Raw genomic sequence first — 23844 nt, 5'->3', positions numbered from 1 at the left:
GTACCAAGGAGCTTCACAATGATGGAATTTATCGGACCGGCCATCGGGCACCTGTTCGAGCCGCTGAACATTCTGCTGATGGTCGCGGGCCTGACGGGGGGCATCATCGTGGGGGCCCTGCCGGGCCTTACCGCCACCATGGGCGTTGCCCTCATGGTGCCGGCCACCTTCGCCATGGATGCCACCAGCGGCCTGATCATGCTGGGGGCGATCTACGCGGGCGCCATCTACGGCGGTTCCAACTCCGCGTGCCTCATCTGCACGCCCGGCACGCCCTCGTCCGTGGCCACCACCTTCGATGGCTGGCCCCTGTGCCAGTCCGGGCGGGCCGACATCGGCCTCATCACCTCTCTGCTGTCCTCGGTGTTCGGCGGCATCATCGGCACCGTGTTCCTGCTGTTCCTGGCCGCGCCGCTGGCCCGGTTCGCCCTGCAGTTCGGCGGCCCCGAGAATTTCTGGCTGTGCATCTTCGGGCTGTCCACCATCGCGGTCATGTCGTCGGGCAACATGGTCAAGGGTCTGCTGTCGGGGGCCATGGGCCTGCTGGTGTCCACCGTGGGCATCGATCCCAACGCCGGGGTGCCGCGCTTCACCTTCGGGTACTACCCGCTGGTGCAGGGCATCGAAGTCATCCCCGCCATGATCGGCCTGTTCTCCTTCTCACAGGTGCTGTACCTGATCGGCAGCTACAAGCCGTTCATCGCCGAATACCGGCCCGCGCCCGGGGCCTTTGGCGAAGTGGTGCGCGCCCTGCTGGGCCGGTGCAAGGTCAACCTGATGCGCTCGTCCATCATCGGCACCCTCGTGGGCATGCTGCCCGGCGCGGGCGGCGAGATCGCCTCGATCATCTCGTACAACGAGGCCAAGCGCTGGGACAAGAATCCCGAACGCTTCGGCACGGGCGTGATCGAGGGTGTGGCCGCCAGCGAAAGCGCCAACAACGCGGTCATCGGCGGTTCGCTGATCCCCATGCTGACCCTGGGCATTCCGGGCAGCGCGGTGGCGGCGGTCATCCTGGGCGCGCTGCTGGCCAAGGGCATCCAGCCCGGCTTCAAGGTGTTCACCGCCACGGGCGACCTGGCCTACACCTTCATCATGTCGCAGTTCGCGGTGAACCTGCTGATGATCCCCATCGGCCTGCTGCTGGCCCGCATCATGACCAAGCTGCTCAGCATCCGCCTGACCTTCGTGGCCATCGCCATCGTGGTGCTGTCGGTCATCGGGTCGTACGCCATCCGCAACAGCATGCTGGATGTGTGGATCGTCATCATCTTCGGCTTTCTGGGCTACTTTTCGGGTCGGGTGGGGCTGGATACCGGGGCCATGGCCCTCGGCATCATCCTTGGCCCCATGATCGAGGAAAACCTCGGCAAGTGCGTGCACCTGTCCAAGGCCTCGGGCGGCTCGGTGATCAACGTGTTCCTCGAAAGCCCCATCGCCGTCCTGCTCATCCTGCTCACCCTGCTTTCACTGGCGACCCCCTTCCTGCTGGACTGGAAGCGCAAGCGGCGCGACTGCGGCTGCGACGTTGCGCGGCCCAAGGAGGAATCCACCCATGCGTAGCAGCGTTGCCGACATCGCCTCCGGTCTTGCCGTGCTGGTCATCGCCGGCGTGTTCCACGCCCAGAGCGGCGACCTTGAAGGGGTCAGCCTGCTGTTCCCCCGGATGCTCATCATCTTCATGGCCCTTGGGGGCATCTACCTGTGCGGCCTTGGCATGCTGAAGGGCCGCAAGGGCGGGCAGGCGCCGCAGGACGAAGAACCCGTGGCCGTGGGCCGGGTGGTGATGATCTCCGCCGGGGCCATCGCTTACGTCGCCATCATTCCCTTGCTGGGTTTCTACCTTGCCTCAGCCCTGTACCTGTTCGGCATGTCCATGGTGCTGAGCGACGCCGGTGGCACCACGCGCAAGAGGGCGCTGGCCTCCGCCGCGTTTACCGTGGTGCTGTGCCTGTTCGTCTGGATAGGGTTCGCGATGCTGTTGGGCGTCCCCACTCCTGAAGGCATGCTCTTCTAGCGCCATCCGCACGGCGTTGTTCGCTCCGTCCCCCCGCCGTGCGCATTCCCGGAAGGGTTGCGTGCGCCGGGGGGAATTCGGTTTGCAGTCGACATCATCCGCGAGAGGTTCCACTTCATGCGCATCGATCTGAAATACGGGCACGGCTACGTGCCCCTCGACCTGCCCGAGGGCGTCCACGTGGATGTGTTCGAGCCCAATCCCGTGGAGCCGCTGGCCGATCCGCTGGCCGCGCTGCATGCCGCACTGGACGACCCGCTGGGCTGCCTGCGCCTGGAAGACCGCCCGGCCCCGCGCACCGTGGCCATCGCCGTGCCCGACGAAACGCGGCCCGTGCCGGTGCGCCTGCTGCTGCCGCCGATGCTGGACCGGTTGTTCGCCGCCTATGCGGCCCTGAAGCCGGAAGACGTGGTTGTCGTGGTGGGCGGCGGCCTGCATCCCCCGGCGGACGAGGCCCAGCTTGCCCGCGTGCTGCCGGAAGACCTGCGCGGCTGCCGGGTGGTGGCCCACGACGCGGAGCATTCCCCGGTGCGCAGCTTCGGCTCCACGGCGCGCGGCACTCCGGTGGAGGTCAATGCCGCCTACGGCGCGGCGGACCTGAAGATCGTCATCGGCATGGTGGACGCGCACCAGTTCGTGGGCTTCACCGGGGGGGCCAAGGGCGTGGCCATCGGCTGCGCCTCGGCGGCCATGATCGAGGCCAACCACCGCCTGATGCGCGACCCGGCCGCCACCGTGGGGATCATAGAGGGCAACCCCGTGCGGCTCGACCTGGACGAGGCCGGTGAACTGGCCGGGGTGGCGCTGGCCGTCAACGTGGTGCTGGACGCGGCCAAGCGGCCGGTGGCCGTACTGGCGGGCTGGCCGCCGCTGGTCATGCGCGCGGCGGCCAAGGTCACGGCGCAGGTGTACGGGCTGGCCTACGACCAGCCCTACGACGTGGTCATTGCCTCGTGCGGGGGCGCGCCCAAGGACATCTGCCTGTACCAGGCCCAGAAGGGGCTGAACACGGCGGTGCAGTGCGCCGCGCCCGGCGCGAAGGTGCTGCTGGTGGCCAAATGCGGGCAGGGCATCGGCGACGAGACGTACCACGACTACGTGCGGCGCTTTCCGTGCGCGCATGCGCTGAAGAAGGACTTCGAGTCCGGGGCGTTCCGCATGGGCGCGCACAAGGGCTTTTTGTTCGCGCGGGCCACCACCCGCTTCGAGGTGGTGGTGCATTCCGACCTTGCCCCCGACCGGCTGCGCGAATGCCTGCTGACGCCCGGCGACATGCAGGAAACCGTGAACGCCTGGCTGGCGGGGATGCAGAGTCCGCGCGTGGCCGTGGTGAAGAACGCCAACTCGTCGTTTTTTTACCGGAAATAGCCAGCGACGATTTCCGTCCCCTCCTGGACCGGCGGGCGGGGAGCCAGTGCGGTTTCGCCATGGAGCAGGGCCGCGACGGAACAGCCCCCGCCCGCCAATGGGAAGACCCAAGGGGGGGCGGAACGCGCGGGTAGCGAAGGCAAGGCCGGATTGCCGGGGGGCATGCGGCCTTGTGGAATGCGGCACTGCCACTGGGGGAAACGCGGCAGCCGGGCGGGTTGGGAAATTTGACGCCGTGTCCGCGTCGGGCGGCGGCGAGAGACGGGGGAACGGGTCCGAAGCAGGAGCGGGCCGCGCCGGATCGCGCGGGCGTGCTCCTCTGGCCGCAAGGCAGAACACCAGACACGCTCCGGAGGGCGGCATGCTCCTGAAGACCAAACTCTATCTCGGATTCATGGCAGTGCTCCTGCTGACGGCCATCGTGGGCGCCATCGGCTGGCGGGGAATGCACGAGATGGTCGTGTACGGCACCTATTCCACGTCCATAGAAACGGCCATGCGCCATCTTTCGGCGGCAGAGGCGTCCATGGGGCGTTTCATGCTGCGCGGCGAGCAGGCCCACGCCGCCGCCACCGACGCAAGGCTGGATGACGCCCGCGCCGTCATCGAGGCGGCGGGCGCAGGACTTGCGCACGACTGGATGCAGGCAGACGGCAAGGGGCTGCTGGAAAACCTGGAGAACTTCAAGACCGCCTTCGCCCAGTTGGTGAACTCGCAGAACGAGGCCATCGCCATGCAGCAGCGCATCGACGCCAACGCCGCCAAGGTGGTGGAGACGGCGGCCGCGCTGGACGGCAAGCTTGCCGGGGTGCTGCAGGCCACCCCCGACGCGGGGCGGCTGAAGGGCTATCAGATGCTGCATGCCGGGTCCGCCGCCTTCGCCGAGGTGCGCGTGCTGACCGGGCAGTTCATGGATACCCCCACAGAAGAGCTGCGCACCGCCATCCGTGCCCGGCTGACCGAAACCCGCAAGGCCTTCCAGGCGGCGCGCGACGCCCAGCCCGACGCGCCATCCCAGGACGCCGTGCAGGAGCTTATGGGGTACGTGGGCAACTATTCCGGCCTGTTCGGCATTTTCTCACGCCAGATGCTGGCCAAGTACGAGGCCTTGGACCGTCAGCAAGAGGTGGTGGCCGCCACCCAGGCCGCCGCGTCCGAGGCGCTGCAACATGCCTCGGCGGCGTCCGCCGCCTCCGTGCGCACCGCCACGTGGTTGCTGGCCGGGGTGGCCTTTGCCGCCATGGTCATCGGGGCATGCATCGCCGTGGCCCTGCCGCGCGGCACCGTGCGCCAGCTCGGCAAGGACCCCGGCGAACTGGCCGACATCGCCCGCCGGGTCACCGAGGGCGACTACGCCATCGACGACGGCAGCCCGCACATCGGGGTGTATGGGCGTATCGTGGGCATGGTGGAATCGCTGAAGGCCCACCTGGCCAGCGCCGAAGAGGAATCACGCCGGGCCCGCGAGGAATCGGAACGGGCCCGGCAGGCCATGGAGCAGGCGGACGAGGCGCGCTCGGGGGTGGAGGCTGCCAACCGGACCATGCAGTCCGTGGCGGACGAGGCCCACGCCATTTCCGCGCGCATCGCCGCCGCGGCAGAGGAACTGGCCGCCCAGGCGGAGCAGGTGGGCGCGGGGGCCGAGGTGCAGCAGCAGCGCATGGCCGAAACCCTGGCCGCCATCACCCAGATGAACGCGGCCGTGGGCGAGGTGGCCGCCAGCGCCGCCGCCACCAGCCGCAGCTCCGACGATTCGCGCCGCAACGCGGAAGACGGCGCGCGGGTGGTGGCCCGCACGGTGACCGCCATTGAGAAGGTGGCGGAAGGCTCCGACGCGGTGCGCCGCAACATGCAGGAACTGGGCGTGAAGGCAGAGGCCATCGGCAAGGTCATGGAGATGATCGCCGATATCGCGGACCAGACCAACCTGCTGGCGCTGAACGCGGCCATCGAGGCGGCAAGGGCTGGTGACGCCGGGCGCGGCTTTGCCGTGGTGGCCGACGAGGTGCGCAAGCTGGCCGAACGCACCATGCAGGCCACGGCGGAAGTGGGCGGCAGCGTGCGGGGCATCCAGGACGTGGCCCGGCGCAACGTGGACGCGGTGGAGCATTCCGTGTCCGCCGTGGGCGAGGCCACCAGGTCCGCGCACGAATCCGGCCAGGCGCTGGACGCCATCGTGCGCATCGTGGGAGACTCGGCCGCGCAGGTCAACGGCATCGCCACGGCGGCCGAGCAGCAGTCCGCCGCCAGCGAGCAGATCGGCCGCACGGTACAGTCGGTCAGCGACATCGCGGCGGAAACGGCGGGCGGCATGCAGCAGTCGGCCGTGGCCATCCGCGAGCTGTCGGAAATGGCCGCGCAGTTGGAGCAGGCGTTGCACCGCCTGCGCACGTAGGGGCGGCCTGCAAACAGTCTTTTCGCCCGTTGGACCGACCCGAAGGGCGCGGAGCGTGCCCGTTACGCGAATCTGCGAGCGTTACGGGCATCTGCGCAGAGCGGTCAAACGTCGCTTGCCACTCCAGTCGAATACCGAAGAGTATACTTCTTTCGTGGCAGGCTCGTTTTCCTCGCCAACGAACGAACATTCTGCTTTAGAGACGCCCTTGAATCCTGTCGCATGGCGGGGGCAGCAACCCGGCGGATCAGCCCCGGGTTCAACCTGTCAGAGGAGGAACCATGACCGTGGTTCTCAAGCCCGACGACCTCGCGGCGCTGTGCCGCGCCGTGCTGGCGCGGGCGGGCGTGCTGCCCGCCGCCGCGTCCTCGGTGGCCGGGGCGTTGGTGGCCGCCGAGTGCATGGGCATTGCCTCGCACGGGGTGGCGCGCCTGCCGCAGTATGCCGACCAGGTGGCGGCGGGCAAGGTGCGCGGCGACGCCGTGCCCCGCGTGGAAACCCCGCTGCCCGCCACCGTGCGCGTGGACGCGGGCTGCGGTTTCGCCTATCCGGCCATGGAGGCCGGGCTGGCCGCCGCCATCCCCCTTGCCCGGCGCATGGGCTGCGCGGCGCTGGGGGTGACCAATTCGCACCACTGCGGGGTGGCCGGGCTGCATGTGGAGCGGGCCGCCCGGCAGGGTCTGGTGGCGCTGCTGTTCGCCAATACCCCGGCGGCCATGGCCCCGTGGGGCGGCAACCGCGCCTCGCTCGGCACCAACCCGCTGGCCTTTGCCTGTCCTGCTCCCGGCAGCGGCCCGGCTGATGACTCCGAGCCGGACCCGCTGGTCATGGACCTTTCGCTGAGCACCGTGGCGCGCGGCAAAATCGTCGCCGCCGCGCGCGAGGGCAGATCCATCCCCGAAGGCTGGGCCGTGGACGGCGACGGCAACCCCACCACCGACGCGCGGGCGGCCCTGGGCGGCATGCTGCTGCCCTTCGGCGGGGCCAAGGGGGCCGCGCTGGCCCTGATGGTGGAACTGCTGGCGGGGTCGCTCACCGGCAGCAACCATGCCTACGAGGCCTCCTCGTTCCTGGACGCGGCAGGCCCCCCGCCCCGCACGGGGCAATGCATGCTGCTCGTCTCACCCGATGCCTTCGGTGCGGATTTCGCCGGGCGGGCCGCCGCGCTGCTGGGCCACGTGCTGGACCAGCCGTCCACCCGCCTGCCGGGGGCGCGGCGCTTCGAACTGCAACGTGAGGCCCACCGCGAAGGCGTGGCCGTGCCCTGGTCGCTGCACGAGGACCTGGTGCGCCGCGCGCGCGGCGCGTGAAAAAAATCCGGCAACGGCCCGCGCTTTGGCCACATGCTGCCCACCCCCCGTCTAACGCGGGCGCACAAAAACGGGCCTTCCTTGCGGAAGGCCCGTTCCCTGTTCTTGCGGCCGGCCGGGGCAGGCGGCGCGCCCGGTCCGGCTAGGAAAGCTTGGTGCGGTAGTGGAAGTTGGCGGTCACGCAGCGGGTGTGGCGCAGTTCCACGGGGTTGTCCTCGATGTCCATGGCCACGCGGCGGATGGCCAGCAGCGGGTGCCCCACCGGCACGCCCAGGCGTTCGGCGTCGGTCTTGTCGGCGGCCAGGGCGGTGATGCTTTCGTCCGCCTTGGCGATGGTGACGTTGAAGCGCTTCTGGAAGAAGTCGTACAGGGTGTTTGGCAGGGAACCCACGGGAATGTTCTCGATGCCCGGCATGCGCGCGCAACTCAGGGTGATGTGTTCGTTCAGCAGCGGCACGCCGTCCAGCGAACGCACGCGTTCTATGCGCAGCACTGGCGCGCCCAGGGCAATGTCCAGCGCCGCCGCCTCTTCGGCGTCGGCCTTGCCGGGGGCGGCCCCGAGCACTTCGGAAATGGGCAGGGTGCGCCTGTCCTCGCAACTGACGATGCGAAAGAAGCGGAACAGCGCCTCGTCCGCGTCGAAGGTGGCCACGGCCGTGCCCTTGCCCTGGTAGCGCACCACCCGGCGCTCTGCGGTCAGCTCGTTCAGCGCCTTGCGCAGGGTGCCGTGGCTGACGCCGTATTCTTCGGCCAGTACGGGTTCGCTGGGCAGGAAGCTGCCCGGCGCCCATTCACCGGCGGCGATGCGGCGGAGCAGCGATTCCTTGACCTGCTGGTACAGGGGGTTGAAGGCGGGCTTTACGGGCATGTGCATCTATGGGTGCTTCTGGAAGCCGAGGGCTTCCTGTTGTTGGGCATGTCTTGCAAAAAATATAAGATAACAGACCTGTTTCATCGCTGTCTTGCAACTATCCGAGAAACGGACGCAGCACAAGGGGGTGATAACGGCGAAATCCGCGCGGCGCGGGGCATGGCGGGCCGTTCAGCGATATTGGTTGTCCGGGCAACCGCGCAAGGCGGATGTGATCTGTCGCGAAACCTTCGGGCTGGCCCGTCAGGCCAGTCAGGCAGGTCAGGCCCGTCAGGCCCGTCAGGCCCGTCAGGCCAGTCAGGCAGGTCAGGCAGGTCAGGCCATGCCCCCGCCGGGCCTGCGCCCCACGGGGCGATGGACCCGCGGCCCGTGACGCATCCGGAAGGACGGACGCGCCGCCCCGTCAGGATACCTGGGTTTCGATGCGCAGCCCGTACTTTTCTATCTTGGCCAGCAGGGTGGGCCGCGAAAGCCCCAGCAGGCGGGCGGCGCGGGTGCGGTTGCCCCCGGTGAGGTGCAGCGCCTCGCGCACCACCAGCCGCCCCACGTGGTCCATCAGCGCGTCGAACACGTTGTCGCCGTCGCTTTCGCTGAGGGTGCGGCGGATGAGCTCCTGCATGGTCTGGTCGGCCGCCAGCGAAAGGTCGCAGGCCGGGCCTCCGCTGCCGGGCCGGATGCCCCGGCTGGCCTCCAGCGCCTGCATCAGGTCCGGCTCGCCCAGCGGGCCGCCCCGGCTGAACACCAGCGCCTTGTGCACGGTGTTGCCGAGCTCGCGCACGTTGCCCGGCCACGGCTGCGCCTCCAGGTAGGCCAGCGCCTCGGGGGTGATGCCGGGGTTCGGCATGTCCATCTCGCGCGAGAAGCGGGCCAGAAAGTACCGGGCCAGCGGGGGGATGTCCTCGCGGCGTTCGCGCAGGGGGGGCAGCCACAGGGTGACCACCTTCAGCCGGTAGTACAGGTCCTCGCGAAAGCGCCCGTCGGCCACGGCCGCTTCCAGGTCGGTGTTGGTGGCGGCGATGATGCGCACGTCCACCGGGATGGGCTGCCTGCCGCCCAGGCGTTCGATCTGCTTTTCCTGCAGCAGGCGCAGCAGCTTGGCCTGGATGCCCATGGGCATGTCGCCTATTTCGTCCAGGAACACGGTGCCGCCGCCCGCCTGCTCTATCTTGCCCACCCGGCGGTTGGTGGCCCCGGTGAAGGCCCCCTTCTCGTAGCCGAACAGCTCGCTTTCCAGCAGCGTGTCCGGAATGGCCACGCAGTTGATGACCAGGAACGGCTTCTGACCGCGCAGGCTGTGCTGGTACACGGCGCGGGCCACCAGTTCCTTGCCGGTGCCCGATTCGCCCCGCACCAGCACCAGCGCATCGGTGGGCGCGGCCCGGCCGATGGCCTTGTACACCTGGTGCATGGCCCGGCTGGTGCCCACCAGGGCCTCGCCCAGCGGGGCCTGTCCGCCGCCTTCGCCGTCCGCGCCATCGGCCATCATGTCCACGCGGGCGCGCATGCGGCGTCCCGCTTCCACGGCCTGCTCGATGAGCGCGAGGATGTCCGGGATCTCGAACGGCTTCAGGATGTAGTCGAAGGCCCCCAGCTTGGTGGCCTCGATGGCGGTCTCGGTGGTGGAATAGGCGGTCATGATGACCACCGGCAGGCGGGCGTCTATCTCGCGGATGGCGCGCAGGGCGGTCAGGCCGTCCATGCCCGGCATGCGCACGTCCATGATCACGAGGTCGGGCAATTCCTCGCGCACCAGCTTTATGCCCTGCTCGCCGGTGGATGCGGCGCGCACGTCATGCCCCTCGCCGGCCAGCAGGCGCTGGAAGCTCTGGCGCAGTTGCAGCTCGTCGTCGACGATCAGGATCTTAGCCATGAGTCGTCCTTGCGGGCGGGCAGCACGATGACGAAGGTGGCCCCCTTGCCGTGCGCCGAATGCAGGTGCAGCCAGCCGCCGTGCTCCTCGAAGATGCGCCGGGCGATGGGCAGGCCGAGGCCGGTGCCTTCTTCCTTGGTGCTGAAGAACGGCTGGAAGACCTCGTCGCGGATGTGCGGGGGCACGCCGGGGCCGCTGTCCGCTATGCGGATGACCACGGCCCGGCCCAGGGGATTGATGATGCCCTTTTCTTCCGTGATGTCTAGCGTGCCGTCGTAGCCCATGGCCTCGCACGCGTTCAGGATGAGGTTGACCAGCGCCTCCTTGAGCTGCTCGGCGTCGCCGTCCACCTCGGGCAGGCGTTCGGCGCGGTGCACGGCAACCGCCACGTTGAACGATTCCAGGCGGTGCTTGAGCAGTTGCAGGGTCATGTCCACCACGTCGGACGGGCTGACGGGCTGCATGCGCAGGCGCGGGCGGCGCGAGAATTCCAGGAAGTTGGTGACGATGGCGTCCAGATGGCGGATTTCGGCGGCGATGACCTCGAAGTCCTCCCGCTGGTCCTGCTGGTCCGGCCCCAGCTTCAGGCTGCGCTCCAGCGCGAACAGGCGCAGCTTCACCGAGGTCAGCGGGTTGCGGATGGAATGGGCCACCCCGGCGGCCAGCTTGCCCACCAGGGCCAGCTTTTCGGTCTGGCGCAGGGTTTCGTGGCTTTCTTCCAGTTGCACCTGGGTGCGGTGCATGGTGTCCAGCAGGTGGCGCAGGCGGCGGTCCAGCACCTCCACCTCGTTGCCGTAGGCGTCGGCATCCTCCAGCCCTTCCAGGGCCAGGCGGCGGATGGGCCCCAGCACCTGGCGGAACACCACCACGGCCAGCAGCCCGGCCAGGAACAGGATGACCAGCATCAGCCCCAGGGCGTCGGTGGCCGGGTTGGCCGTCCACGTGCCGAAGGGCGTGGGCAGGGACAGCCGACCGCTGGCCATGAGCAGCGGCAGCGCGGCGGCGGCCATGGAGGTGGCCGCCAGCGCGGCCAGCAGCAGGCCGATGCGCACGCGCAGGCTGGGGCGAAAGCGCACCACCCTGGGCAGTATCCAGTTCACCATAGGGTATCCGGGGCCGAGGCCCGTGTGCCGCAGCGCGGGGTTGAAGCGTGTGTGTCAGGCGGTTCTAGCCCAAATCCCGCGCGGGAACAACGAGATGCAGGGGGGCGGCGTGGGCGCGGCTGCCGTTGCCGCGCGCCCACGCCGCCGACGGGAGAGTGGCGCCGCCATGCGTCCAGCCACCTTGTGGCGCATGCCAAAGAGCGGTAGAAATGCAGGGCGGGCGGCCTTCGTGCCGTCACTCTGCTGCCGGGAGGCTTCATGACCGACACGCCGACTTCCGACGCGCCATCCGGCGACGCCCATTCCGGTTCGGGCCGGGGCGAACCGCGCGCGCTGCCCCGCATACTGCTGGTGGACGACGAGCCCGAAAGCACCGAGATGCTGGCCCTGCGCCTGGGCAAGCGCGGCTTTGCCGCAGCGCGCGCCGCCAGCGGCGAAGAAGCGTTGGAACACCTGGCCCGCCAGGGGGCCGACGTGGTGGTCATGGACGTGAAGATGCCGGGCATGGGCGGCATGCGTGCGCTGGAACGCATTCGCGCCGAGTTTCCGGGGGTGGAGGTGATCATGCTTTCCGGCCACGCCGACATGGAGGTGGCGGTGGAGGGCATGCGCCTTGGCGCGTTCGGCTACCTGATGAAGCCCACCGATTTCGACGAACTGCTGTTCAAGATAGAAGACGCCTACACCCAGTGTCAGCTGGACCGCAGGGCTGCGGCGCGCAAGGGCGCGTAGGGGCCCCGCGGCGCAGCCGGGACATTCCGGCCTTCACGTACCTGTTGCACATGCCCGGTCGGCGTCATGCGCCGTCCGCGCCCCGGCCCGGCCCGCCGTGCAGACGCGGGCGAAACCGTGTTTCTCCGTGGCTCGGGGCGCTTCGCGAACATACTCTGCTCTAGGAACACCGCCATGGGGCTGTTCTGCTGGCTCCCCTTCCGCCGCAAGCGGCGGGACGAGGAACGCGCCGCCGCCGAAGAGGCCTTCGCGGCGCGCTACCACCGCTTCAAGCTGGTGCTCAACGCCTGGGCCAAGCTGCAGGAAGTGATGACCGAGATGGAGCTGGCCCTGTGCTGCGTCCATCCCTTCGGCATGCAGACGGTGCGCGCCCTGTGCACCCGCATCACCACCCAGGTCTTCCAGTGCATCCGCCAGCTGGACGAACTGGCCCCCGGCCGTTACCCCGAGCTTTCCGCCCGCTTCGACGCCATCCAGGCCGAGGTTTCGGCCATCGTCTATGGCCGCCCGGCCACCATGGATGGTCCGTTGGCCCTGCCGTTCGGCCATCCGGATCTTGCCCTGCCCGACCTTGCGGACCCGGCCCTGACCCGGCTGGGGGCGCTGCGCGCGGCATTGGCCCCGCGCGGCGCGTCCGACATGTCGACCACTTCCGGCATGCCGGGCGGCGGCGTGCCCGACGGGTTCATCGTCACCGCGTCCGCCTGCCAGCGGCTGTTCCGCCATCAGGGCCTGCAAGAGGAGATCGGGCGGCGGGTGCAGGCGTCCGGCGGCATCCGGCCGGACAACCTGCTGGACCTTTCGCCTTCCATCGCCGGGCTGATCCTGAAGGCGGATGTGCCCGCCGAGGTGGCCGGGGCGGTGCTGGACGCGCTGGACGCGCTGCGGGCCCGCGTGGCCGCGCGGCCCGGCGCGCAGGGGCGCGACATGCGCCTCTTGCTGCGCGGGCGAGTGTGGCCGCAGGGTTCGACGGGCGCTGGCGAGAACACGGACGACGATGCGGGCGGCATGACCCTGTGGGGGCCGTCCATCCCGCTGTTCGCGGACACCGACCCCGAGGCCGACAGGCAGCGCGTGCTGGACGTGCTGCGCGCCACCCTGGCCCTGAAGTATTCGCCCCAGGCCATCGCCTACCGCCGCAACCGGGGCCTGCGCGACGCGGGCACCTGCGTGTGCGTGGGCTGCTTTGCCGTGGAGGCCCCGGTGGCCGGGGGCATCGCCTACACCGGCAACCCCCTGCACGCCCGCGACACCTCGGTGCACGTCTACGCCGCGCGCGGCCTGTCCGAGGCCGTGGAGGACGGCGCGCACGACGTGGACGCCTACCACGTCTGCCGCGCGGGCGGCTCGGTGCGGCTGCGCAGCATCGCGCATGGCGCTTCCGCCCCGGTGCTGGATGACGCTGCGGCCCGCGCCGTGGCGGAGCTGGCCCTGGCCGTGGAAGAGCGCTGCGGCCTGCCCCAGGAAATCGACTGGCTGCTGGAGCCGGACGGTTCCGTCTCCCTGCTGCATGCCCGTCCATTGCCCGCCCCCCGCGCCCACCTGCCGGAAAGCTACGCCGAATCGGAGGCCGAGGACGCCGCCCAGATCGAGTGCCCGCCCCCGGCCCTGCTGGACGGCGGGATCACTGCCGGACCGGGCGTGGTGGCCGGGCCGGTGCATATCGTGCGCAAACTGGACGACGTGCGCGCCTTTCCCGATGGCGCGGTGCTGGTGGTGGCGCGCGACCTGGCCGACTGGGGCATGCTGATGGACCGTGCCGCCGCCGTGGTGGCCGAGCGGGGGCGCATTTCCAGCCAGTTGGCCGCCGTGGCGCGCGAATTCGGCAAGCCCGCCGTGTTCGGCCCGTTCCGGCAGGGCAGCCCGCTGGACCTTCTGGAACAGGGGGCCATGGTCACCGTGCACGGCGACGTGGGCGTGATCTACCCCGGCCGCATCGAATCCTTTATCGAATCGGCCCCGCACGAATGCAATTTCATGCCCGGCAGCCCGGTGTTGCAGGCGCTGGATGCCGCCGCCCACCACATGCTGCCCCTGACCCTGGACCCGGATTCGCCCGATTTCAAGTCCGCCAACTGCCGCACTTTCCACGACCTGGGGCGGTTCTGCCACGAAAAGGCCGTGGCCGAGATGTTCCGCTTCGGTTCGCAGCAGCGCCACGCGCCGCAGCGGGTCAAGCAGTTGCAGTGCGACGTGCCCAAGCAGTTCTGGGTGGTCAACCTGGACGACGGCTTCGACGGCGAGGTCAGCGGCCCGCTGGTGCCGGTGGCGCGCATAACCTCGGTGCCCATGCGCACCCTGTGGCGCGGCATGAACGCGGTGCCGTGGCAGGGGCCGCCGCCGGTGGACGCCAAAGGCTTTCTGTCGGTGATGTTCGAGGCCACGGCCAACCCGCACCTGGACCCGGCCGCGCAGACCGCGTTCTTCACCGAGCGCAATTATTTCATGGTTTCACGCAATTACTGCAGTCTGCATTCGCGCTTCGGGTTCCACTTCGTGGCCGTAGAGTCGCTGGTGGGCGAGCGCACCCCCGAGAACTACGTGGTCTTCCAGTTGCGCGGGGGGGCCGCCAACATCGAGCGCCGGGTGCGCCGGGTGGAGTTCGTGGCCGGGCTGCTGGAGGAATTCGGCTTTGTCTGCACGGTGCGGCGCGACGCGCTGTCGGCCCGCATCGAGAACCTGCCCGAGGCGGAGGCCCTGCATATGCTGCTGGTGGCCGGGTACATGACCATCCATACCCGCCAGTTGGACATGATCATGAACGACGGGCCGCAACTGGCCGAACGGCGCGCGGCCATGCTGGCCGACTGCCGCCGCCTGCTGGAGGAGGCTGGCGCGGCCGAACGAGAACAAGAGGCCGACCAGGCCTCGTCTGGTGATGATGCCCGGCCGCGCCGGGCGGTGGACCCTGCCGCCCCGGTTTGAGCGGGGCTGTCAGGTTCCTCCGGGTTCCCTCTGGTTCCCCCCGGTTCTCCCCGGTTCCCGCTGCTGCCGGACATATTCCTGACGCAGGCGGCCCGGCGAAACGGGTGTTCCCGGAATGGGCGGTTCCGGAGATTGTAAAATTCAGGATGATCGGGTAATTGTCGCACATGGGGTGACCCCTGCGCGGCCCGTGTTCCACGGATGCACCGCGAGGGGCGTGAGGTTGCCGCTCCGGTGCATCGGCGTGCCGCTGGTGAAGCGGATGTGTCGCCAGCGAGACACGTGCGGCAGGTGCGCCCTTCGCGAAGGGCAGGCGCAGCCGGGACGCGGCGGTCCCTTCTTCCCCGCCCCCATGCCCCTCTTTCGAGGCGGCCTTTTTCCGGACGCCCCTTTGGCGGGCGGCCCGCTCACGGAGGCTGGATGGACATCGGCGGATACACCAGGCTGCGGCGCAGGCTCACCTTCGCCATGCTCGCCTTTTCGCTCGTGCCGCTCTTCGCGCTGGGCTTCTTCATCCATCTCCAGTTTTCCAAGACCTACCACGAGCGCATGGTCTCGGGCATCGAGGCGGTGACCGAAAGCAAGCGCCGCGCGCTGGACACCTTCCTTACCGAGCGCGTCTCGCAGATCAAGAGCCTGGCCTGGACCCATTCGTTTCGCGAACTCTCCGATTCCGCCCAGTTGGGGACCATCTTCGGGGTCATCCAGTCCAATGCCCGCTCCTACGTGGACCTCGGCGTCATCAACGATCAGGGCGAACACGTGGCCTACGTGGGGCCTTATTCGCTGGAGGCCGCCAACTACCGCGACGAGCCGTGGTTCCACGAGGTGATGCTGAAGGGCCAGTACGTCAGCGACGTGTTCACGGGCTTTCGCCGCTTTCCGCACTTCATCATCGCGGTGATGCGCCGCGAGAACGGCCGGGCGTGGATACTGCGCGCCACCATCGATTCCGCCGCCGTCAGCGCCATGCTGCACCGCGCCTACTCCGGCACCAACAGCGACGCCTTCCTGTTGGGCACCGACGGCACCCTGCAATCCGATTCGCGCAACAACGGCGCCATCATGACCAAACCCGGCCTGCGCATGACCATGCCCGACAGGGCCAAGCGCGGGGTGGTGGTGGACACCGTGGCCAACGCTGACGGCCGCCCCATGATCACCGGCATGACCTGGCTCGAGAACATGCCCTGGCTGCTGGTGGTCATGGACGACCCGCGCGAGCCCCTCTCCCCACTGGCTCAGACCCAGTTCATCGTGGTGCTGTTCCTGCTGGGCGGGGTGGCGGTGATCTGCCTGGGCACCTTCTTCACCACCCGGGTCATCGTGAACAAGGTCATCGAGGCCGACCGCAGGCAGTCCCGGCTCGACGCCTCGCTCATGCAGTCCAGCAAGATGGCCGCCCTCGGCAAGCTGGCCGCCGGGGTGGCGCACGAGGTCAACAACCCGCTCATGCTCATCCGCGAGAACGCCGGGTGGATCCGCGACCTGCTGTCCGAAGAGGACGCCGCCCGCATGGCCCACCACGCCGAGATCGAGGAGGCCGCCAACAAGATCGAGCAGCACGTGGACCGGGCCAAGGGCATCACCCACCGCATGCTGGGTTTTGGCCGCCGCATGGAACCCATGCAGGAAGACGTGCCCCTCAACGTGCTGACCGAGCAGACCGTGAAGTTTCTGGAAAGCGAGGCCCTGCATCGCAGCATCACCATCATCAAGGACTTCGACGCCGACCTGCCCGCCATCACCACCGACACCGCCCAGGTGCAGCAGGTGATCCTGAACGTGCTCGACAACGCCATCGACGCCGTGGGCCAGGGCGGCTCCATCACCGTGCGCACCGGAGCCACCGAGCGCGGCGACGAAGTGTTCGTGGCCGTCAGCGACACCGGCGGCGGCATCGCGCCCGAAGTGCTCGAGCATATCTTCGATCCGTTCTACACCACCAAGAAGGCAGGCGAAGGCACCGGCCTCGGCCTCGCCATCTGCTATTCGATCATGGAAAAACTCGGCGGCCGCATCGTGGCGGAAAGCACCCCCGGCAACGGGGCCACCTTCACCGTGTTCCTGCCCACCGCGCCGCCCGCCTTCACGCAGGATACCCTGCTCAACTTGCGGTAGAGCCTGCACCGATTTGACCGGGGGAAGGGACCCTTTGGAAAGGGTCTCCTTCCCCCGGACCCCCATCCCCCCAAACTTTTTGGTCGGGGGGACAACCCTGGAAGGGGTCAAGGGGGCATGGCCCCTTGCGGGGTGCGGGGCAGAGCCCCGCGTTCCACCGGTGCGAAGCATAGAATTTTTGGGGAACCATACGGGGCGGAGCCATGAAGATTCTCATCGTGGATGACGAGACGGAATTCCTGGACCTCATGCACAAGCGGCTGGCGCGGCGCGGCATGGAGGTGGACACGGCGGACAACGGCACGGACGCGGTGTCGCGCGTGGAGCAGGGCGGCTACGACGCCGTGGTGCTGGACGTGAAGATGCCGGGCATGGACGGGCTGGAGACGCTGCGGCGCATCAAGGCCCTGCGGCCCGAGGTGCCGGTGGTGCTGCTGACCGGGCACGCCAGCCTGGGCGCGGCCCTGACGGGCATGGAGCTGGGCGCGTTCGACTACATGCTCAAACCCGTGGCCATCAACGAGCTGATCTTCAAGCTGGGCGAGGCCGTGCGCCACGCCTGAGCGGGCAGGACGGCCCAGGGGACACGGACGGGGACGTAGCGAACCGGCGGCATTCCGGCTGGCGGCGGACGCCATGAGGCCGGTCACGGGCCACATCACGGTTCAGGCCACGACGCAGACCACGGCGGGCAGCATATGGGCGGATTCTTCCACACACTTGGCGCGCTGTTCCGGCGGCAGGACGCACCTGCCCCGGGCGACGGCGTGCCCGACGCCGAAACCGAACGGCTGCGCGCGCTGTACCGCGAGCGCTGCTCGCGGTTCCGGCTGCTGTTGTCCGCCAACAAGAGCGCCCTCGAGATCATGGCCGACATGGAGGACGCCCTGCGCGGGGTGCGCCCCTTCGGCATGACCTACGTGCGCGGGGCGTGCACCCGCGCGTGCGCCAGCGTGTTCCAGATCGTCCGGCACCTGAACGTGCTGTCCGACGACCGCTGGCCCGAACTGGAAGCGAAGTTCGACGAGATCCGCGCGGGCATCGAGGCCGTGGTGGCACCCCACGTGCGCGCGGGCGGCGGGCCGCTGGTGCTGCCCATTGCCGAAACCGGCGTGGACCTGGCCGACCAGACCGGCGGCAAGATGGCCAACCTGGGCGAAATCCGCCGCCGCCTCGGCATCACCGTGCCCGACGGCTTCGTGGTCACGGCTACCGGCTACCAGCGGTTCATGGAGGCGGGCGGCCTGCAGGAGGAGATCGACCGGCGGGTGCAGGCGGCCGACGCCACGCGGCTCGACGAGGTGTTCGCCCTGTCGGCGTCCATCCAGCAGCTCATCCTGGCCGCGCCCGTGCCCGACGACCTGGCCGCCGCCGTCACCGCGCAGGTGGAGCGCCTGGCCGGGCCGCTGCACGCTCCCCATCCCGGCACCGGAACCTGCATGGGGGCCGAGGTGCGCTTTGCCGTGCGTTCCAGCGCCGTGGGCGAGGATTCGCTGGATGCCTCCTTCGCCGGGCAGTACCGCTCGGAACTTAACGTGCCGCCCGAAGACGTGCTGGACACCTTCAAGGACATCGTGGCCAGCAAGTACGGCGTCACCGCCATGACCTACCGCCTGGCGCGCGGCATCCCCGACGAGGACGTGCCCATGTGCGTGGGCTGCCTGGTCATGGTGGACGCGGTGGCGGGCGGCGTGGCCTACAGCCGCAACCCGCTGGACCTGCGCGACAACACCGTGGTCATCAACGCCGTGCCCGGCCTGCCCAAGGCCGTGGTGGACGGCAGCTTCAGCCCCGACGTGTTCGTGGTCTCGCGCGAGGTGCCCATGCAGGTGGCCGTGCGGCAGATCGCGTCCAAGCCCCAGCGCTTCGTGCGCGACCCCATCGAGGGCGTGCGGCTGGAAGACATGCCCGCCCACCTCGTGGACGCCCCGTGCATCGACGATGCCCGCGCCCTGGAAATAGCCGCGCTGGCCGCCGGGTTCGAGGTGTTCTACGGAGAGCCGCAGGACATCGAATGGGCGGTATGCCCCGAAGGCGTGCTGACCATCCTGCAAAGCCGCCCCTTGCGCGAGGCGCGCCACGATGAACTGCCCGAGGGCGAATGCGTCCCGACGGGCGGGGCCGAAGGGGAGCAAGGGCCGGACGCCCATCCCGGCGGGACGACCGAAACCGGCCCCTTGCCGGGCGGCTACAATTGCGGTGAATCCGGCCCGCCGGTGCTGCTGCTGGGCGGCACCCCGGTCAGCCCCGGCGCGGGCGCGGGTCTGGCCCACGTGGTGCGCAAGGACATGGACCTGCTGTCCTTCCCCGACGGCGGGGTGCTGGTCATAGAGCGGGCTCTGCCCCGCTGGGCGCCGCTGCTGTCCCGTGCCGCCGCCGTGGTGGCCGAGGCGGGCGGTGCCGCCGGGCACCTGGCCAGTGTGGCCCGCGAGTACGGCGTGCCCGCCCTGTTCGGGCTGCCTCGCGCCACGGAGCTTCTGGAGCATGCGGGCATCGTCACCGTGGATGCCGACAACCGCCGCGTGCACCCCGGCCGCATCGAAGACCTTTTGGGCCACGCCCCGCGCCGCAACCTGATGGAGGGCAGCCCCGTGCATGGCGCGCTGGCCGCCGCCGCGCAGCTCATCCTGCCGTTGCATCTGCTGGACCCGGAATCGCCCCGGTTCGCCCCCGCCCATTGCCGCACCCTGCACGACATCACCCGCTTCTGCCACGAGAAGTCCGTGGAGGTGCTGTTCGGCGCGCCCGACGCCACGTCCCCCGCGGCCCAGCGGCTGGGCAAGCAGTTGCGGGTCAACGGCACCAAGTTGCAGTACTGGCTGCTGGACATCGACGGCGGCTTCCGCAAGCCCGTGCCCGGCCCCGTGGTGGACTTGGCCGACATCGCCTCCGCGCCCATGCTGGCCCTGTGGGAAGGCATGACCGCCGTGCCCTGGGCCGGGCCGCCCGCCACCGACGCACGCGGGTTCCTGTCCGTCATGCTGGAATCCACCGTGAACCCGGACCTGGAGCCCACCGCCGCCACCACCCTGGCCAATCGCAACTTTCTCATGATCTCGCGCGACTACTGCAACCTTCAGGCGCGCTTTGGCTACCACTTCTGCACCGTGGAAGCCATGGCCGCCGACAACCCGCACGAGAACTACGTGACCTTCCAGTTCAAGGGCGGCGCCGCCAGCGCCGACCGCCGCGCCCTGCGCGCCCGCTTCGTGGGCGAGGTGCTGGAGGCGCGCGGCTTCCGCGCCGACGTCAAGGACGACGCCCTGTTCGCCTCCCTCGAAGGGTTGCCCAAGGACCGCATCCTCACCCTGGTGCGCGGCGTGGGCTACCTGCTCATCCACACCCGCCAGATCGACATGGTGGCCCACAACGAACGCGTGTTCGGCCCCATCCGCGACCGCATCGCCGCCGACCTGGCGAGGATTGCGCCAGTTGCCTAGCTTTTGAGAAGTTGAAGAGTTGAGAAGAAGGAACCGGGGAGGGAGACCTTTTTTAAAAGGTCCCCTCCCCGGTTTGTTCTTTAAAAAACCTTAAAGAGCGTAATGCTACAACCGCTTGGCCACCTCGTCCCAGTTCACCAGCTTGTCGAAGAAGGCCTGGACGTAGTCGGGGCGCTTGTTCTGGTAGTCCAGGTAGTAGGCGTGTTCCCACACGTCGATGGTGAGGATGGGGGTATAGCCTTGGGTGAGGGGGGTGTCGGCGTTGCCGGTCTTCAGCACCTTCAGCACGTCCTTGCCGCCTTCGCGGCCCTTGACCAGCCAGGCCCAGCCGCTGGCGAACTGGGTCTTGGCGGCGTCGGAAAGCTGGGTGACGCAGGCGTCCACGGAGCCGAAGGCGGCGGACAGGGCGTCGGCCACCTTGGCCGGGGGCTTGCCGCCGCCGCCGGGTTTCATGCCCGCCCAGTAGAAGGTGTGGTTCCAGGACTGGGCGGCGTTGTTGAACAGCGCGGCCTTGGCCGGGTCGCCCGCCACGGATTTGACCAGTTCTTCCAGCTTCATGCTGGCCATGGGGGTGCCTGCCACGGCCTTGTTCATGTTGCCGTAGTAGGCCGCCGTGTGCTTGCCGTAGTGAAACGAGATGGTGCGCGCGCTGATGGCGGGTTCCAGCCCGTTTTCAGGGTAGGGCAGCGGCGGCATGGGAAAGGCGTCGGGGGCGTCGGCGGCGTGGGCAACGGTGGGTCCAAGCAGGCGGGTGCCCGCCGCCACGACGGCGGCGGAGGCGCACAGGGACATGAAGCAGCGACGGGTGAAATTGGACGGCATGGCGTTCTCCTTGTGGATGATGGTGGGCCGCTCTGCCGGGCGGCAGGGCCGGAAGGCTGGACGGCAGGGCGGATCGGGGCGCGGACGGCCCCGCATGGGCCGGAATGCCAGGGCCCGCGTGGGAAAGATGTGCAAGGTCGCGGGGCGGGAGCCTGCGGGAGCGATGGAAACGCGGGCAAGTACCACCACCATAGCACGAAACGTGTGCGTCGCAACAGGTGGATGCCGTGCGAAGCGGACGGCGGCCGAGGGCGGTGGTCCGGGCCCGGGGCATGGGGCCCGGGCTGGTCCGGCCTGGTGGACGCAGCGGTGGGCGTGGGCGAGGAAAACGAAAAGGCCCCTCCGCCAGGGGCGAAGGGGCCTTGGTTTGCCGTCTCGGGCAGGAGGCTAGGCTTCCTGCTTGATCTTGGACTTCTTCATGGTCAGGCCGATGCCGTCGAACAGTTCGAAGATGGCGAAGCCGTACCACACGGTGTACAGCACGTAGAAGATCAGCAGGCCGACCATCACGCCCATCTTGTCCATGACCTTGGCGGCCGGGATGCCGTAGAAGTTGTAGCCGGTCTCCACGGCGCGCTTCAGCACCGCGTCCACGACGTTGGCTTCTTCCACCATCTTGTTCTTCTGCAGGGCCTTGATCATGGGGTTCAGGCCTTCCCACCACGCTTCCATGACCACCATGTGGTCCATCCCGGCGTAGCGGGCCGCAACGGCCTTGCCGTCGTTCTTGTACATGGCGTCGGCGTCGAGCACAGCGGCGGCAAGCAGGGTGCCCAGGTCGCCTTGCACCTTCAGGGTTGCGCCGTCGGCGGTGGCGGTGATGCCAGCGGCGGCGAAGACCTTGGCGGCGTCGGCGGCCTTCTTGGAGGAGTAGGATACCTCGACGGCCTTGCCCTTCAGCGGTTCGACGCGCTTCTGCACTTCAGGAATGAAGTAGGAAGAACCCTTGGAAAGCTTGTTGAACAGATCATCCGAGTATTCCAGGCCGTTCATGGCCTTGCCGCCGTCACCGGGGAACAGTGGCATGAAGATCAGGAAGAAGACCGCGCAGAAGGAGCCCATCAGCAGCAGGCCCTTCATGAAACTGCTCTTGCTATGGATAAGCATGTTACGCCTCCGCTCTCAGCTTGCCGATGTTGGCGAAGAACTTGCCGAACACCCAGGCGCCAAAGATGGCAACAACCACCCAGAACACGATGTTGCCCACGAATTCGATGTTGTTCACCAGGTCCTTGGACATGGAGATCATTTCCAGTTCCACCATCTTCTTGGGCAGGGTGGCGACGCGGTTGATGAAGCCCGCGATGATCGACATGGCGTAGAAGCCGCGGATGTGGATGCCCTTGACCACCTTGGTGGTCAGCGCGCCCACCTGGATGCCCAGGAGCGAGCCGATCAGCATGCCCATGGCCAGGGTGTAGAACACGTAGCCGTAGATGGCGTACTGGGCGATGGCGCCGAGACCGGCGGTGAAGATGATCTGCAGGATGTCGGTGCCCACGGTGGTCATGGAGGACACGCCGAAGATGTACACGAACATGGGGAAGGTGATGAAGCCGCCGCCCACGCCCATGATGGCCGCCAGAATGCCCACCACCACGCCGCCCGCGGCGACGATCCAGCCGGAAATGCGGCGGCCGCCGGGCACGAGGTCTTCGTCGAAGGTGATCATGGGCGGCACGTTCATGGCCTGCAGCTTGACGGACAGGCCGGTTGCGCCGCTGCTGCCGCCGTGGGCGTCACCGCCGCCGCCGGAGCGGCTGGACTTGATGAAGTCGAACAGGGCGTAGAAGCCCAGAAAGCCCAGCAGCACCGCGTAGATGGAGCTGATGAACATTTCCGACAGCAGCGGGTCCTTGTTGTACAGGCCCTTGTTGATGGCCCCGCCAATGAACGTGCCCGCGCCCGACCCCACCAGGAATGCGATGGCCAGCTTCACCGACACGTTGCCCAGCTTCTTGTGCACCGTGGTGCCCATGATGGCCTTGGCGAAGATGTGGAACAGGTCGGTGCCCACTGCCAGGATGCCCTTGACCCCGGCGGCCATCAGTGCCGGCGTGATGATGAAGCCCCCGCCCGCGCCGATGCAGCCGGTGATCAGGCCGGCGGCCAGGCCCACCGCGATGGAGACCAGGAAGATCTTGGTGGAGTAGAACGCGGGCGCGTAGGCGGTCTTGCTGCCCAGCATGGAGCCCGCCTCGGCGAAGCTGAACATCAGGATCGGCAGCAGCAGGATGCCGAGGATGATCAGTTTCTTCCGGTTCTTGATGATGGACGTGGACACCTCGATATCCCACTGCGCGTGGGCGATGGAGCTCGCCTTCAGGAATTCGAAGACTTGTCTTGGAAAGCTCATGGTTCCTCCGTGAAACACGATGCGTGATGCATACCCTTCTACCCAGCCTCCGCCCCCATGCACCCCTCGCGGCGCAGTGGGACGCACCGGAGAGAGCAATGGTTGTGCCAAAACGAACGAGATTGGCATATCTCGGATATCCCGGTGGAATGAATGATTTCTTGTTAAGGGTGGTCAGGTTTTGGCGTGCCCCTTGGGGTGTGACTGCGGTGGCGGTGGGCTGCGGCTGTCCGGAATCTTTGCAGTGGCCCGTCAGTCGGCCAATACCACCATTTGGGCGCGCGCGGTGCGGGGCGGCCCAACGGGGGCGACTGCGCATTGCGGTGTGGTGGAGGGTGGGTGACATGCGCGATTTTTCATGAATAATTGTTTGAAACAAGTATGTTGCTACTTCGGCCCGTGCGTTTTCGTGGTTGCGGTTGGCGTTGGTGGCACGCGGACGGGGCGGGGTGTCAGCTTTCTTTACACGGCAGCAAGGAATCCGGCGTTCAGCCCGGAGCGGCGCGAACGACTG

At 68.4% G+C, this 23844-nt stretch carries 16 protein-coding genes; 10 read left to right on the top strand and 6 right to left on the bottom strand.

Annotated elements, in window-relative coordinates:
• The first annotated feature begins 18 nt into the window (after nt 1-18).
• The 5 genes from RVX_RS16885 (at nt 19) to RVX_RS16865 (ending at nt 7090) form a co-directional block, all read left to right on the top strand.
• Nucleotides 19-1563: a tripartite tricarboxylate transporter permease gene (locus RVX_RS16885; protein ID WP_116307503.1), complete on the top strand. Its 1545-nt coding sequence runs from the start codon at nt 19-21 to the stop codon at nt 1561-1563.
• Entirely contained in the window at nt 1556-2017 is a 462-nt protein-coding gene (locus RVX_RS16880) for a tripartite tricarboxylate transporter TctB family protein (protein WP_116307506.1), read from the top strand. The genes RVX_RS16885 and RVX_RS16880 overlap by 8 nt, the downstream gene beginning before the upstream one ends.
• Before the next feature lie 117 nt (nt 2018-2134).
• On the top strand, nt 2135-3385 hold the full coding sequence (gene larA / locus RVX_RS16875; protein WP_116307509.1) for a nickel-dependent lactate racemase: 1251 nt from the start codon (nt 2135-2137) through the stop codon (nt 3383-3385).
• A 361-nt stretch (nt 3386-3746) separates the two neighbouring features.
• Nucleotides 3747-5780 (top strand): HAMP domain-containing methyl-accepting chemotaxis protein, encoded by a 2034-nt coding sequence (locus RVX_RS16870; protein WP_116307511.1) that lies wholly within the window; start codon nt 3747-3749, stop codon nt 5778-5780.
• 281 nt (nt 5781-6061) lie between these two features.
• A complete protein-coding gene (locus tag RVX_RS16865) occupies nt 6062-7090 on the top strand; it encodes an Ldh family oxidoreductase (protein ID WP_116307512.1) in 1029 nt (342 codons plus the stop codon).
• A gap of 142 nt (nt 7091-7232) precedes the next feature.
• Here RVX_RS16865 and RVX_RS16860 read toward each other — a convergent pair whose 3' ends face one another.
• From RVX_RS16860 to RVX_RS16850, 3 genes are all read right to left on the bottom strand, one after another.
• Nucleotides 7233-7964: a GntR family transcriptional regulator gene (locus RVX_RS16860; RefSeq protein WP_116307515.1), complete on the bottom strand. Its 732-nt coding sequence runs from the start codon at nt 7962-7964 to the stop codon at nt 7233-7235.
• Nucleotides 7965-8364: 400 nt separating this feature from the next.
• On the bottom strand, nt 8365-9831 hold the full coding sequence (locus RVX_RS16855) for a sigma-54-dependent transcriptional regulator (RefSeq protein ID WP_116307517.1): 1467 nt from the start codon (nt 9829-9831) through the stop codon (nt 8365-8367).
• Nucleotides 9816-10934: a sensor histidine kinase gene (locus tag RVX_RS16850; RefSeq protein WP_116307518.1), complete on the bottom strand. Its 1119-nt coding sequence runs from the start codon at nt 10932-10934 to the stop codon at nt 9816-9818. Before RVX_RS16850 ends, RVX_RS16855 begins: the two co-directional genes overlap by 16 nt.
• A gap of 258 nt (nt 10935-11192) precedes the next feature.
• Here RVX_RS16850 and RVX_RS16845 point away from each other — a divergent pair, with 258 nt between their 5' ends.
• From RVX_RS16845 to RVX_RS16825, 5 genes are all read left to right on the top strand, one after another.
• Nucleotides 11193-11666 carry a response regulator gene (locus RVX_RS16845; RefSeq protein WP_116307520.1) on the top strand — a complete coding sequence of 158 codons (474 nt, stop codon included), beginning with the start codon at nt 11193-11195 and terminating at the stop codon, nt 11664-11666.
• Between the two features lie 174 nt (nt 11667-11840).
• Complete coding sequence (locus RVX_RS16840) at nt 11841-14591, top strand: PEP/pyruvate-binding domain-containing protein (protein ID WP_116307521.1); 2751 nt, start codon at nt 11841-11843, stop codon at nt 14589-14591.
• A 420-nt stretch (nt 14592-15011) separates the two neighbouring features.
• The gene (locus tag RVX_RS16835; protein ID WP_116307523.1) at nt 15012-16712 is read left to right on the top strand and encodes a PAS domain-containing sensor histidine kinase; all 1701 of its coding nucleotides are present in this window, start codon (nt 15012-15014) and stop codon (nt 16710-16712) included.
• A gap of 203 nt (nt 16713-16915) precedes the next feature.
• On the top strand, nt 16916-17275 hold the full coding sequence (locus RVX_RS16830) for a response regulator (RefSeq protein WP_116307524.1): 360 nt from the start codon (nt 16916-16918) through the stop codon (nt 17273-17275).
• A 135-nt stretch (nt 17276-17410) separates the two neighbouring features.
• Nucleotides 17411-20152, top strand: a complete 2742-nt coding sequence (locus RVX_RS16825; protein ID WP_116307525.1) for a PEP/pyruvate-binding domain-containing protein — start codon at nt 17411-17413, stop codon at nt 20150-20152.
• Between the two features lie 105 nt (nt 20153-20257).
• On the opposite strand, the gene RVX_RS16820 is transcribed toward RVX_RS16825, so the two are convergent.
• The 3 genes from RVX_RS16820 to RVX_RS16810 form a co-directional block, all read right to left on the bottom strand.
• Nucleotides 20258-20974 (bottom strand): superoxide dismutase, encoded by a 717-nt coding sequence (locus RVX_RS16820; protein ID WP_172596634.1) that lies wholly within the window; start codon nt 20972-20974, stop codon nt 20258-20260.
• Nucleotides 20975-21361: 387 nt separating this feature from the next.
• On the bottom strand, nt 21362-22081 hold the full coding sequence (locus tag RVX_RS16815; RefSeq protein WP_116307528.1) for a hypothetical protein: 720 nt from the start codon (nt 22079-22081) through the stop codon (nt 21362-21364).
• A 1-nt stretch (nt 22082) separates the two neighbouring features.
• On the bottom strand, nt 22083-23330 hold the full coding sequence (locus RVX_RS16810; protein ID WP_172596635.1) for a sulfite exporter TauE/SafE family protein: 1248 nt from the start codon (nt 23328-23330) through the stop codon (nt 22083-22085).
• Nucleotides 23331-23844: the final 514 nt, after the last annotated feature.

It is taken from the genome of Nitratidesulfovibrio sp. HK-II, assembly GCF_003402415.2.
Classification (GTDB): Bacteria; Desulfobacterota; Desulfovibrionia; order Desulfovibrionales; family Desulfovibrionaceae; genus Cupidesulfovibrio.
Note: the sequence above shows the minus strand (reverse complement) of the source record. Positions and strands in the feature narration are given on the sequence as shown.